Origin of the sequence: Streptomyces sp. NPDC051684, from assembly GCF_044453445.1 — a bacterium.
GTDB lineage: Bacteria > Actinomycetota > Actinomycetes > Streptomycetales > Streptomycetaceae > Streptomyces.
This window is the reverse complement of the sequence record NZ_JBITCS010000044.1, coordinates 15,547-28,340: the sequence shown is the minus strand read 5'-3', so window position 1 is coordinate 28,340 and position 12,794 is coordinate 15,547. Positions and strand designations below refer to the sequence as shown.

At 71.4% G+C, this 12,794-nt stretch carries 9 protein-coding genes; all 9 read left to right on the top strand.

Going from position 1 to position 12,794, the window contains the following annotated elements; all coding sequences use genetic code 11:
• The 9 genes from asnB to ACIA8D_RS35860 are packed head-to-tail and all read left to right on the top strand — an operon-like array spanning position 1 to position 12,791.
• Complete coding sequence (gene asnB / locus ACIA8D_RS35900; RefSeq protein WP_399238580.1) at positions 1-1,929, top strand: asparagine synthase (glutamine-hydrolyzing); 1,929 nt, start codon at positions 1-3, stop codon at positions 1,927-1,929.
• Between the two features lie 19 nt (positions 1,930-1,948).
• On the top strand, positions 1,949-4,120 hold the full coding sequence (locus tag ACIA8D_RS35895; RefSeq protein WP_399238578.1) for a bi-domain-containing oxidoreductase: 2,172 nt from the start codon (positions 1,949-1,951) through the stop codon (positions 4,118-4,120).
• Positions 4,117-6,054 carry an alginate lyase family protein gene (locus tag ACIA8D_RS35890; protein ID WP_399238576.1) on the top strand — a complete coding sequence of 646 codons (1,938 nt, stop codon included), beginning with the start codon at positions 4,117-4,119 and terminating at the stop codon, positions 6,052-6,054. The genes ACIA8D_RS35895 and ACIA8D_RS35890 overlap by 4 nt, the downstream gene beginning before the upstream one ends.
• Positions 6,055-6,068: 14 nt before the next feature.
• The gene (locus tag ACIA8D_RS35885; protein ID WP_399238574.1) at positions 6,069-7,604 is read left to right on the top strand and encodes a right-handed parallel beta-helix repeat-containing protein; all 1,536 of its coding nucleotides are present in this window, start codon (positions 6,069-6,071) and stop codon (positions 7,602-7,604) included.
• Between the two features lies 1 nt (position 7,605).
• Positions 7,606-8,841, top strand: a complete 1,236-nt coding sequence (locus tag ACIA8D_RS35880) for an O-antigen ligase domain-containing protein (RefSeq protein ID WP_399238571.1) — start codon at positions 7,606-7,608, stop codon at positions 8,839-8,841.
• Between the two features lie 2 nt (positions 8,842-8,843).
• The gene (locus ACIA8D_RS35875; protein WP_399238569.1) at positions 8,844-10,079 is read left to right on the top strand and encodes a glycosyltransferase family 4 protein; all 1,236 of its coding nucleotides are present in this window, start codon (positions 8,844-8,846) and stop codon (positions 10,077-10,079) included.
• Positions 10,076-11,326, top strand: a complete 1,251-nt coding sequence (locus ACIA8D_RS35870) for a class I SAM-dependent methyltransferase (protein ID WP_399238567.1) — start codon at positions 10,076-10,078, stop codon at positions 11,324-11,326. The genes ACIA8D_RS35875 and ACIA8D_RS35870 overlap by 4 nt, the downstream gene beginning before the upstream one ends.
• The gene (locus ACIA8D_RS35865) at positions 11,323-12,117 is read left to right on the top strand and encodes a glucose-1-phosphate cytidylyltransferase (RefSeq protein WP_399238565.1); all 795 of its coding nucleotides are present in this window, start codon (positions 11,323-11,325) and stop codon (positions 12,115-12,117) included. Before ACIA8D_RS35870 ends, ACIA8D_RS35865 begins: the two co-directional genes overlap by 4 nt.
• Positions 12,114-12,791 carry a PIG-L deacetylase family protein gene (locus tag ACIA8D_RS35860; RefSeq protein WP_399238563.1) on the top strand — a complete coding sequence of 226 codons (678 nt, stop codon included), beginning with the start codon at positions 12,114-12,116 and terminating at the stop codon, positions 12,789-12,791. The genes ACIA8D_RS35865 and ACIA8D_RS35860 overlap by 4 nt, the downstream gene beginning before the upstream one ends.
• Positions 12,792-12,794: the final 3 nt, after the last annotated feature.

The following is a 12,794-nucleotide window of genomic DNA, read 5'->3' as shown; positions in this document are numbered from 1 at the left end:
ATGTGTGGCATCGCAGGCACCTACCGGTGGCCGGACGGGAAGGTCGTCGCCGACCGGCTCACCGACACCCTCGCCCACCGCGGTCCCGACGGGTCCGGCCGCTACGGCCACCCCGCCGGTGACGGCGAGGTACAGCTCGGGCACCGCCGTCTTTCCATCATCGACCTGTCCGAGACCGGCGCCCAGCCGATGGTCTCGGACGGCCTCGCCCTGACCTACAACGGCGAGCTGTACAACGCGCCCGAACTCCGCGCCGAACTGGAGAAGACCGGGGCGCGCTTCCGCGGCACCTCCGACACCGAGGTGCTCCTGGAGGCCTGGCGACGCTGGGGCACGGACTGCCTGCCGCGGCTGCGCGGCATGTTCGCGTTCGGGATCTTCGACGAGCGCACCGGTGAACTGGTGCTCGCCCGGGACCAGTTGGGCATCAAGCCGCTGTTCCTGCTCCGGCGCGGCGGCGGCCTGGTGTTCGCCTCCGAACTCAAGGCGCTCGCGGCCGTGACGGAGCTGCGCCCGGACCCCTCGGCCCTGGTGGCCTCGCTGCTGTACTACTGGGTGCCCGACTCGCGCTGCGCGTTCCGCGAGGCGGAGAAGCTCCAGCCGGGCAGCTGGATGAGAATCCGGCCCGACGGCCGGGTGGAGCGCGGTCAGTACTGGAACCTGAAGGACGTCGCCGGTGAGGGCCGCGACCGGGCACGGGCCGGTGAACTGCCGGACCTCGCCGCCATCGTCGAGGAGTCGACCAGGCGGCACCTGATGTCCGACGTGCCCGTCGCGACCTTCCTCTCCGGAGGCCTCGACTCCAGTTATCTGACCGCCCTCGCGGCCCGACAACAGCCGGGGATCTCCGCCTACACGATCGGATTCCGCGCCGAGGACGCCAAGTTCGAGGCGATGCCGGACGACCTGCGCTACGCCCGGCAGGTCGCCCAGCGGTTCGGCGTCGACCTGCACGAGATCGAGATCGCGCCGAACGTGCTGGACCTGCTGCCGCAGATGACGTACGCGCTGGACGAGCCGATCGGCGACCCCGCCGCGATCAACACGTATCTGATCTGCCAGGCCGCCCGCGAGGCCGGCGTCAAGGTGATGCTCTCGGGGATGGGTGCCGACGAACTGTTCGCGGGCTACCGCAAGCACCTCGCCAACACGATCGCGCTGCGCTACCAGCGCGTGCCCCGGCCGCTGCGGCGCGGAGTGTCCGCCGCCGTCGACCGGCTGCCGGTCGCCACGTCACGGCGCGGCTTCCGCTCGGTGCGCTTCGCCAAGCGGTTCCTGTCCTTCGCCGACCTGCCGGAGGAGACCGCGTTCCGGCGCAGCTACACCATGTACGACCAGCAGGAGCTGCTCGCCCTGCTCGACCCGGACCTCGCGGGAACGGTCGACGACGTGCTGACCGAGCACGCGGACGTCTATGAGGACAACGACCTCGACGACTTCGTCAACCGCATGTGCCTGGGCGACGCCCGGATGTTTCTGCCGGGCCTCAACCTGACGTACACGGACCGCTCCAGCATGGCCGCCTCCACCGAGGTGCGCGTGCCCTACGTGGACGTGGAGGTCGTCAAGGCGGCGTTCGCGTTCCCCGGCGACCGCAAGATCGTCGGACGGCAGGGCAAGGCCGTGCTCAAGGAGGCGGCCACCTCGATCCTGCCCCGGGAGATCGTCTACCGGCCCAAGGGCCTGTTCAGCGCCCCGCTGCGGGCCTGGATGAGCCGGGACCTGGCGCCGCTGGTGCGCGAGGTGATCAACGACGGGGAGCTGGTGCGCTCCGGGTTCCTGCGCCGCGACGCGCTGCGGCGGCTCGCGGCGGAGGACGCCGCCGGGCAGAGCGACTACTCCAAGCATCTGTGGCACGTACTGACTCTCGAGTACTGGTATCGCGACGCGACCTCTGGGTCCGGCCAGAGCACTCGTTTGACGGCTTAGGGATTTCAGAGGAGTTCGGGTGAAGCAAGTTGTTCAGAACTACAAGAGCGGCGAGTTGGCCGTGCTCGACGTGCCGGTGCCCGGGTGCAAGCCCGGCGGCGTCCTGGTGCGCACCGCCTACTCGCTGATCTCCACGGGCACCGAGATGATGAAGGTGTCCGAGGCCGGCATGTCGATGATCGGCAAGGCCCGCTCCCGCCCGGACCAGGTGGCCAAGGTCATGCAGTCCGTGGCCACCAACGGGGTGCCCGCCACCTACCGCAAGGTGATGGGCAAGCTCGACTCCTACACACCGCTCGGCTACTCGCTGTGCGGGATCGTCGAGCAGGTCGGCGCCGGGATCGACGACGTGAAGGTCGGCGACCTCGTGGCCTGCGCGGGCAACGAGCACGCGCTGCACGCCGAGCTCAACTGGGTGCCGAAGAACCTCTACGCCCCGCTGCCCGAAGGCCTCGCGCCCCGGCACGCCGCCTTCGGTACCGTCGGCTCCATCGCCCTTCAGGGCGTGCGCCAGGGCGAGCCGCAGCTCGGCGAATCGGCGCTCGTCATCGGCCTCGGCCTGATCGGGCAGCTCGTGGTGCAGCTCCTCGCCGCCTCGGGCGTGCGCGTGGTCGGCGTCGACCCCGACCCGGAGCGCTGCGAACTCGCCGAGCGCCAGGGCGCCGTGGCCTGCGGCGACCCGGAGTCCGCCGCGGTGACGGCCGCCGTCGTCGAACTCACCGACGGACACGGTGTGGACCAGGTGTATCTGGCGGCCGGCGGCTCCAGCAACGGGCCCGTCGAGCTGGCCGCCAAGCTGTGCCGCGACCGCGGCCGCGTCGTCGACATCGGCAAGTGCCGCCTCGACCTGCCGTGGAACGCGTACTACGAGAAGGAACTGGACGTCCGGTTCTCCCGCTCCTACGGTCCGGGCCGCTACGACCCGTCGTACGAACTGGAGGGCCGGGACTACCCGATCGGCTACGTCCGCTGGACCGAGCGCCGCAACCTCGCCTGCTTCCTCGACCTCATGGCCCGCGGCAAGGTCGACGTGGAGCCGCTGATCACCCACGTCGCCGCCTTCGACGACGCCGTCGAGACGTACCAGCGCCTCAAGGACGGCGAACTCAAGGCCGTCACCGCGCTGTTCCGCTACCCGGAGCAGACCGTGGAGGCGGCGGCGCCCGAGGTGTCCGTGCCCGCCGTCACGGTCCGGCCGGGCCGGGTGCGGGCCGCGCGGACGCCGGTGCGCCTCGCGTTCGTCGGGGCCGGCAACTACGCGACGTCGATGCTGCTGCCGCACCTCACCGGGCGCGAGGGCGTCGAGCTGGCGACCGTCGTCACCACGACGGCGCTGTCCGCGGCCAACGCGCAGCGCAAGTTCGGCTTCGCGCAGGCGACCACCGACCTCGACGCCGTGCTCGGCGACAAGTCCATCGACGCCGTGTTCGTCGTCACCCGGCACAGCTCGCACGCCGACCTGACCCGGCAGGCCCTGCTCGCGGGCAAGACCGTGTTCGTGGAGAAGCCCCTCGCGCTGAGCGAGGACGAGCTGGCGGGCGTCCTCGCGACGGTGGAGGAGTCCGGCAACGACCGCCTCCAGGTGGGCTTCAACCGCCGCTTCTCCCCGCTGCTGCGCGAGGCCAAGCAGCGCTTCGGAACCCGCAACGGCCCGGCACACCTGCGCTACCTGGTCAACGCGGGCCGCCTCGACCACGGCAGCTGGTACCTCCAACAGGGCACCGAGGGCTCCCGGTTCGCCGGCGAGGGCGGCCACTTCATCGACACGGCGAGCTGGCTCCTCGACGCCGACCCGGTCTCCGTGCACGCGACCGCCACGCCCGGCAACGAGGACCTCCAGGTCGTCCTGCGCTACCCGGACGGGTCCACCGCCACCATCGCCTACGTCACCACGGGCCCGGCGGCCTTCCCGAAGGAGACCCTCGACCTCGTCGCCGACGGCAGGGCGCTGCGCCTCGACGACTTCGTCCGCGCCTCGGTCTACGGCCCGAAGCGGTGGGTCAGCTCGCGCCTGCCCAAGGCCCGCGACAAGGGGCAGAACGCCGAACTGGCCTCGTTCATCAAGGCCGTGCGGACCGGCGGCCCCATGCCCGTACCGCTGGAGTCGCTGGTCGCCACCACGGCGGCCACCCTCGCCGTGCAGACGGGCCTGGCCGGCGGCGCGCCCGTCACGTTGGCGGGGCCGCGATGACCATGAGCGCGGGCTGGTACCTGCGGCGCCTGTCCCGGATGGGGCCGCAGGAGGTCGCGGGCCGGGTGGGCGACACGGTGCGCAGGCGCCGCTGGCGCTCCGCGCGGCCCACGTCCCCGAGCGTCACCGGGGCACGGTTCACCGCGGTGCTGCCCGCCCAGGCGCTCGCCGCGGTGCCCCAGGACGCCGTGAAGCGCCTCGTCGCGGAGGCCGACCGGCTGATGTACGGGCACGCCGAGTTCTTCGGCGTGGTCCGCGACGACCTGGTCGATCCGGACTGGTGGTACGACCCGAAGACCGGCCGCCGCGCGCCGTTCGGCTACGCGTTCGGCGTGCCGTACCGGGACGAGGAGACGGTCGGCGACATCAAGCAGATCTGGGAGCCGTCGAGGCACCAGTACCTCACCCGGCTCGCCGCGGCCTACGCCCTCACCGGCGACGAGCGATACGCGGAGCGTGTCGCCGAGCACCTGCGCTCGTGGTGGGCGGCCAATCCGCCGCTGCGCGGCGTGCACTGGATCAGCGGCATCGAGCTGGGCATCCGGCTGCTCTCCTGGGTCTGGGTCCGCCGGCTGCTCGACGGCTGGCCGGGCGTGTACGACCTGTTCGAGGACAACCCGGCGGCGGTCAATCAGATCTGGCATCACCAGCGCTGGCTCGCCGCCTTCCCGAGCCGGGGCTCGTCGGCGAACAACCATGTCGTCGCCGAGGCCGCCGGGCAGTTCGCGGCGTCCTGCGCGTTCGACTGGTTCCCGTCCTCGCAGCGGTGGCGCGCCGACGCCCTCAGGTCGCTGGAGCGGCACCTGCGGAGCAACACCTTCCTTTCCGGGCTCAACCGCGAACTGGCCACCGAGTACCACGGCCTCGTCCTGGAGCTGGGCCTGGCGGCGGTCGCCGAGGCCGACGCGGCCGGGGTGCCGCTGCCCGCGACCGTACGGATCGTCCTGCTGCGGATGACCGACGCGCTCGCGGCCGTCGTCGACAACCGGCTGCGGCCGCCGCGCCAGGGGGACGCGGACGACGGACACGGACTGGTCCTGGACGGGCCGGACACCGACCGCTGGGGCTCGCTCCTCGCCACCGGGGAGGCCGTGTTCGGCCGGCTCGACTGGTGGCCGGAGGTGACCGGCACCGATGTGCGCACCCCGCTCCTCGCCGCGCTGATCAAGCCCGCCGGCCTCAAGGTGCGGCGCCCGGCGGGCCGGGCCGCGCACTTCGCCGACGCGGGGCTCACCATCCTGCGCGGCACGGGGACATCGGGCGAGATCTGGTGCCGCTGCGACGGCGGCCCGCACGGCTTCCTGTCCATCGCCGCGCACGCCCACGCGGACGCGCTGTCCGTGGAGGTGCGTCACGACGGGGTCGACGTGCTGGCCGACCCGGGGACGTACTGCTACCACGGCCAGCCCGAATGGCGGCGCTACTTCCGCTCGACCGTCGGCCACAACACGCTGGAGCTGGACGGGGCCGACCAGTCCGAGTCCGGCGGCCCGTTCCTTTGGACACGGCACGCGAACACCCGCGTGTTGGAGTTCGGTCCGGACCGCTGGCTCGCCGAACACGACGGCTACCGGCCCTCCGTGCACCGCCGCCGGGTCGAACTCGACGTCAGTACGCAGGTGTTGAGGATCACCGACGCGGTGAGCGGGCCGGGCGGTGCCGTGCGCCTGGCGTTCCACCTCGGACCGGAGGTCACCGCGGAGCTCTCGGGCGACCGGGCCCTGCTGACCTGGACGCGCGACGGCGAGGACCGCTCCGCCGAGTTCGACCTGCCCGAGCGGCTGACCTGGCGGGCGCACCGCGGCGACACCGGGCAGCCGCTGGGCTGGTACTCCGCCGGATTCGGACGCAAGGAACCCGCCACGACGCTGGTCGGCAGCGGATCTACCGACGGCGCGGGCGAGTTCACCACCGTGCTCAGGTTCCTGGGCTAGGGGGGAGGGGAGACGTGGGTATCAAGTGGCGGCATTGGGCATGGCCGGCGGCATCGCTGACGCTGGTCGTGCTCGCGGCGACGGGCTGCACCAGCACGTCGGACGCCGGGTCCAAGGCGACCGCCTCGCCGTCCAGGCAAGGAGCCCGGACGGCCGTGGCCCGCGTCTGCGACAAGCCGTCGGGCGGCCCGGAGAGGGCGCCGAAGGGCGCGGTCACGGTCGACCCCAAGAAGGTCAACGACCTGACGGAGCAGACCAAGAGCCACCCGGCGGGCACCACGTTCTGGCTGCGGCCCGGCAAGCACCGGCTCGAGTCGGCGCGCTACGCCCAGGTCATCCCCAAGAAGGGCAACCGCTACCTCGGCGCGCCCGGTGCGGTGCTCGACGGCCGCAAGGTCAACCAGTACGCCTTCGGCGGCCACGCCCCCGACGTCGTCATCCGCTTTCTGACCGTGGAGCGCTTCGTCCCGCCGCAGAACGAGGGCGTCGTCAACCACGGTTCCGCCGACGGTTGGGCCATCGAGCACTCGACGATCCAGCGCAACGCGGGCGCCGGGATGATGACCGGCGCCCGCCAGAAGATCCGCTCCAACTGCCTGCGCGAGAACGGGCAGTACGGAGTCAACGGCTACAAGGACGGCGACACGGCCCGCGGCCTGGTCATCGAGGACAACGAGGTCGTCGGCAACAACACCGACGACTGGGAGAAGAAGCAGCCCGGCTGCGGCTGCACCGGCGGCATGAAGTTCTGGGCCGTCAACGGCGCCGACATCCGCGGCAACTGGGTGCACGACAACCGCGGCGTCGGGATCTGGGCCGACAACAACAACAACGACTTCCGCATCGAGAACAACCTGATCGAGGCCAACGACGGCGCCGCCGTGATGTACGAGACCAGTTACAACGCGGTCATCCGCAACAACACCATGCGGCGCAACAACTGGGTCAGCGGCGGCAAGCCGGCCGAACGCGGCGACAGCTTCCCGTACGGGACCATCTATGTCTCCGAGGCCGGCGGCGAACCCCGGGTCAAGGCCCGCACCGACAAGCTCGAGATCTACCGGAACCTGATGGAGAACAACTGGAACGGCATCACCCTCTGGGAGAACTCCAACCGGTTCTGCAACAGCCCGGCCAACACCTCGACCGGCGAGTGCACGCTGCTGGTCGACGACGTCAAGCGCTGCGCGCGGCCGGCCATCGCGAAGACGCCGCTCTACGACGACTGCCGGTGGAAGACCCAGCGCGTCGACATCCACGACAACCGCTTCGTCCTCGACACCTCCGTCGTCAAGTGCACGGACAAGTGCGGCCGCATGGGGATCCTCTCCGTGTACGGCACCTATCCCAAGTGGTCGCCGTACAAGGCCACTCGGGTCGCCGATGCGATCACCCGGAAGCAGCACAACCGCTGGCACGACAACACCTACCGCGGTCCGTGGACGTTCGTCGTCGAGGACATGAGCAAGGTCGTCGACCGCGAGGACTGGCAGGAGGCGCCGTACAAGCAGGACGCGGGCAGCACCTTCGGCCGCAAGGCGGGTGGCTGACATGGAGGGACGGGACAGGCTTGCCCCACCGAAGGCCGTCGGCATCGTCTGGCTGCTGCTCGGCATCAACACCATGGGCTCCGCCGGCGCGAAGACCATCTTCCCGCTGCCGCGATCCGTCATCCAGCTCGTCACCATGGGCTCGCTCGGCGTCGCCTTCGCGCTGGCGCTCGCGCTCAACCCGCGGCTGCGGATCCGGCCCAGCGCCTTCGTCTTCCTGCTGACCCTGCTGCTCGTGCCCAGCGTGATCTCCAGCCTGGGCGTCGGCCCCGGCGGCCTGTTCCGCTGCGCCCGCCTCGCGCTGTTCATCGGCACCCTGTGGCTGCTGAGCTGCTGGTGGGACGGCAGCCTGACCTTCGTCCGCTACCACATCCGGATGTACTTCGGGATCCTGGTGACGGTGGTCGCCGGCCTGGCCATCTCCCCGGGCGCCGCCATGCCCGAGCTGTACGGCGGGCGGCTCGTCGGCGCGCTGTGGCCGCTCACCCCGCCCCAGATCGGCCAGTACACGGCCGTGATCATCGGGCTGACCGTGCTGCTCCTGGTCGGCCGCCGGATCGACCGGACGAGCGCGGCCCTGGTCCTCGTCCCGTGCCTCGTCCTGCTCGCCCTCACCCACACCCGGACGGCCACGGTCGGCCTGCTCGCCGGGCTCGCTCTGGCGATCTGCTCGCTCCTGCTGACCAGCGCCGCCGCCCGCCGCTTCTTCGGATGGTCGGTGGTCGTGGTGGCGGTGGCCGGGGTGGGCTTCGCCTCCGCGGTCCAGGCGTGGTTCCTGCGCGGGCAGAACAAGGAGTACTTCACCAGCCTTACCGGCCGGGCCAAGGTCTGGGACGCGCTGCTCGCGGCGCCCCGGACGAGCGCCGAGCAGTTCTTCGGCACGGGCCTGGGCGACAAGTCCTTCGGCGGCCTGCCCATCGACAACAGCTGGCTGGCCGCCTACAACGAACAGGGCCTGATCGGGGTCACCCTGGTGGCGGCCGTCCTCCTCGTCCTCGGCGGCGTCGCACTGCTGCGGCCGCCGTCGCTGCCGAGGGCCTGCGCGATCTTCCTGATCAGCTACGTCGTGCTCTCGTCCTACACCGAGGCGGGCCTCGGCGACGCCTCGCCGTATCTGCTGCATCTGGCCCTGGCCGCCTCGCTCCTGGCGACGCCCGCCGAGGCCGCACCGTTCCCGGCGCCTTCGGTGCCCCGACGCCGTATCCCGCGCTGGGCCCGGGAACGGGAGGTGAGCTGACCATGCACATTCTCGTGGTGCACAACTTCTACTCCTCGGGACAGCCGAGCGGCGAGAACCGGGTCGTCGCGGAGGAGGTCGGTCTGCTGCGCGCGGCGGGCCACCGCGTCGAGATGTTCGAGCGGCGCAGCGACGACATCGCGGACCGCTCGCTGCTCGGCAAGGTCGCGGTGCCGCTGCTCGTGCCGTGGAACCCGGCGGTCCGCAAGGAGTTGACCGCGCGGCTCCTGGCCGACCGCCCTGACGTGGTGCACGTCCACAACGTCTTCCCGCTGCTGTCGCCGTCGGTCCTGGCCGCCTGCGCGGACGCCGGGGTGCCCGCCGTCGCCACGCTGCACAACTACTACCAGGTGTGCCCGCCCGGCACGCTGCAGCGGGACGGCCGGCTGTGCACCGACTGCGTCGGCTCGAAGCTGCCGCTGCCCGCCGTCCGGCACGGCTGCTACCGGGGATCGCGCCTCGCGACGGTGCCGCTCGCGGTCAATCTGACGGTCAACCGGCGGCGCTGGTGGTCGGGCGTCGAGCGGTTCTTCTGCATCTCAGGGGCGCAGCGCGACGTCCTGGTGCGCTCGGGGATGCCGGCCGAACTGCTCACGGTGAAGCACAACTTCGTGCCCGATCCGGAGATCGGCCGCGAGGGCGACGGCGAGCAGCTGCTGTTCCTCGGCCGGCTCGCGGAGGCCAAGGGCGTACGGGTGCTGATGGCCGCCTGGGACATCATCGCCGCGGAGGGCGGCGTCGGCGTGCCGCTCGTGTTCGCCGGCTCGGGCCCGCTGGAGTCCGAGGTGCGCGCCTGGGCCGAGGGCCGTGACGACGTGCGCTGCGTCGGTCTGCTGGATCCCGACGAGGTCCGCAAGGCCGTCGCCCGGTCGGTCGCCGTGGTGGCGCCCTCGCTGGCCCCGGAGACGTTCGGCCTGGTGGTCGCGGAGGCGATGGCGGCGGGGGTCCCGGCCGTCGCCTCCGGTCACGGCGCCTTCGTCGAGCTGGTCGACGACGGGGAGACCGGGCTGCTGCACCGCCCGGGCGAGCGCACCTCGCTCGCGTCCTGTCTGCGCCGGATCACGGCCGATCCGGCCGCCAACCGGGACATGGGCCGCGCGGCCCGACTCCGCTACGAGCAGGGCTTCAGCCCGGCCGTCGGGCTCGCGCGCCTGGAAGAGGAGTACCGCTCCGTGATCGCGGGCCGGTCGGAACAAGGCACCACATGGGGGACGGAATCAATGGGGGGCAACAAATGACACAGTGCCGACTCTGTGGCTCGGCGACGCTGGCGAGCGTCGTCGATCTAGGGGCGACACCGCCGTGCGAGAGCTTTCTCGCCGCGGACCAGCTGGACGCGCCGGAGCCCGCGTTCCCGCTGCACCTGAGGGTGTGCACCGACTGCTGGCTGGCGCAGATCCCGCCGCTGATCACGCCCGAGGACACGTTCAAGGAGTACGCGTACTTCTCCTCGTTCTCGACGTCGTGGGTGGAGCACGCGCGCACCTATGTCGCCGACGCGGTGGAGCGTGCGGGCCTTGGCACCGACGCCTTCGTGGTCGAGGTCGCCAGCAACGACGGCTATCTGCTCAAGCACGTGGTGGACCGGGGGATCCGCTGCCTGGGCATCGAGCCGTCCGTCAACGTCGGCGCCGCGGCGCGCGAGGCGGGCGTGCCCACGCTCACCGAGTTCCTCAGCCCGGAGACCGGCGCGGCCGTCCGTGCCGAGCACGGCCCGGCGAACCTGGTCGCGGCGAACAACGTGTACGCGCACATTCCCGACGTCGTCGGCTTCACCCAGGGCCTGCGCGCCCTGGTCGCGGACGACGGCTGGGTCTCCATCGAGGTGCAGCACCTGCTGACGCTGATCGAGGAGAACCAGTACGACACGATCTACCACGAGCACTTCCAGTACTACACGGTCGCCTCCGCGATCCGCGCGCTCGCCAGCGGCGGACTCGCGCTCGTGGACGTCGAGTTGCTGCCCACGCACGGCGGCTCGATCCGGCTGTGGGCCCGGCCCGCCGAGGTGGCGGGCGAGCCCTCGCAGCGCGTCGCCGACGTGCTGGCCCGCGAGAAGGCGGCCGGCCTCCAGGAGCTGTCCGGGTACACCGAGTTCTCCGCCCGGGTGTCCAAGGTCCGCCGCGACCTCCTGAAGTTCCTCATCACCGCGGCCGAGCAGGGCAAGACGGTCGTCGGCTACGGCGCCCCCGGCAAGGGCAACACGCTGCTCAACCACTGCGGCATCCGCCCCGACCTGCTCGCGTACACGGTGGACCGCAACCCCTACAAGCACGGCCGGTTCACTCCTGGCACCCGCATCCCGATCCTGCCGCCCGAGCGGATCGTCGAGGACAAGCCGGACTACGTGCTGGTCCTGCCGTGGAACCTGCGGGCCGAACTCGTTGAGCAGCTGGCGTACGTCGATGACTGGGGCGGCCGCCTCGTCTTCCCGATCCCGGAACTGAGCGTTGTCGAGGTGCCCACGAAAGAGGTGGCAGCATGAAGGTCGTTCTGTTCTGCGGCGGCTACGGGATGCGGATGCGCAGCGGCGCCGCCGACGACGTGCCCAAGCCGATGGCGATGGTCGGCCCCCGCCCGCTGATCTGGCACGTCATGCGCTACTACGCGCACTACGGGCACAAGGAGTTCATCCTGTGCCTCGGCTACGGCGCGCACCACATCAAGGACTTCTTCCTCAACTACGAGGAGACGACGTCCAACGACTTCGTGCTGCGCAACGGACGGGCCGAGCTGCTGTCCAACGACATCGCCGACTGGACGATCACGTTCGCGCAGACCGGCATCGAGTCGCCGATCGGGGAACGCCTTCGCCGGGTACGCCACCACCTCGACGGCGACGAGATGTTCCTCGCCAACTACGCCGACGTGCTCACCGACGCCCCGCTCGACGAGATGGTCGACCGGTTCGCCCAGCGCGACGCCGGCGCGTCGATGATGGTCGTGCCGCCGCAGTCCTCGTTCCACTGCGTGGACCTCGGAGAGGACGGCCTCGTCGGCGGCATCACCGCCGTCAGCGACATGCCGCTGTGGGAGAACGGCGGCTACTTCGTGCTCCGCCAGGAGGTCTTCGACCACATACCCGAGAACGGGGACCTGGTCGCCGACGGCTGCGCCCGACTCGCCAAGCAGGGACGCCTCGTGGCACACCAGCACCGCGGCTTCTGGAAGCCCACCGACACCGTCAAGGAGCGGGCCGCGCTCGACGCCGGCTACGCGCGTGGCGACCGCCCGTGGGCCGTGTGGGAGCGGGACGGCGTGGGGGTGAGCGCGTGATCCGGCTCGGGGCCGGCGGCCCCGAGCGGATCGTCGCGGTGGGCGCGCACTGCGACGACATCGCCATCGGCGCGGGCGGCACGCTGCTCACGCTGTGCAGGGCGCGGCCGGGCCTGCGCGTCGACGCGCTGGTCCTGACCGGCGGCGGCAGCGAGCGCGAGCAGGAGGAGCGGGCCGCGCTCGCCGCCTTCTGCCCGGGCGCCGACCTGCGCCTGACCGTGCACAAGCTGCCCGACGGCAGGCTGCCCGCGCACTGGGAGGAGGCGAAGTCCGCCGTCGAGGAACTGCGCCTGCAGTCCGACCCGGACCTCGTCATCGCCCCGCGCGCCGACGACGCGCACCAGGACCACCGCGGCCTCGCCCAGCTGATGCCGACCGCCTTCCGCGACCACCTCGTGCTCGGCTACGAGATCGTCAAATGGGACGGCGACCTCGGCCGGATGTCCGCGTACCAGCCGCTGTCGTCCGAGACCGCCGAGGAAAAGGTGCGGCTGCTTCAGGAGCACTACGCCTCGCAGCGGCACCGCCCCTGGTACGACCGCGAGGCCTTCCTCGGCCTCGCCCGGATCCGCGGCATCGAATGCCACGAGCGCTACGCAGAGGCGTTCGCCGTCACCAAACTCACGCTCGACCTGGGCGCCCGCACCTCGGGCGCTCCCACTCTGGGGGATTGAACC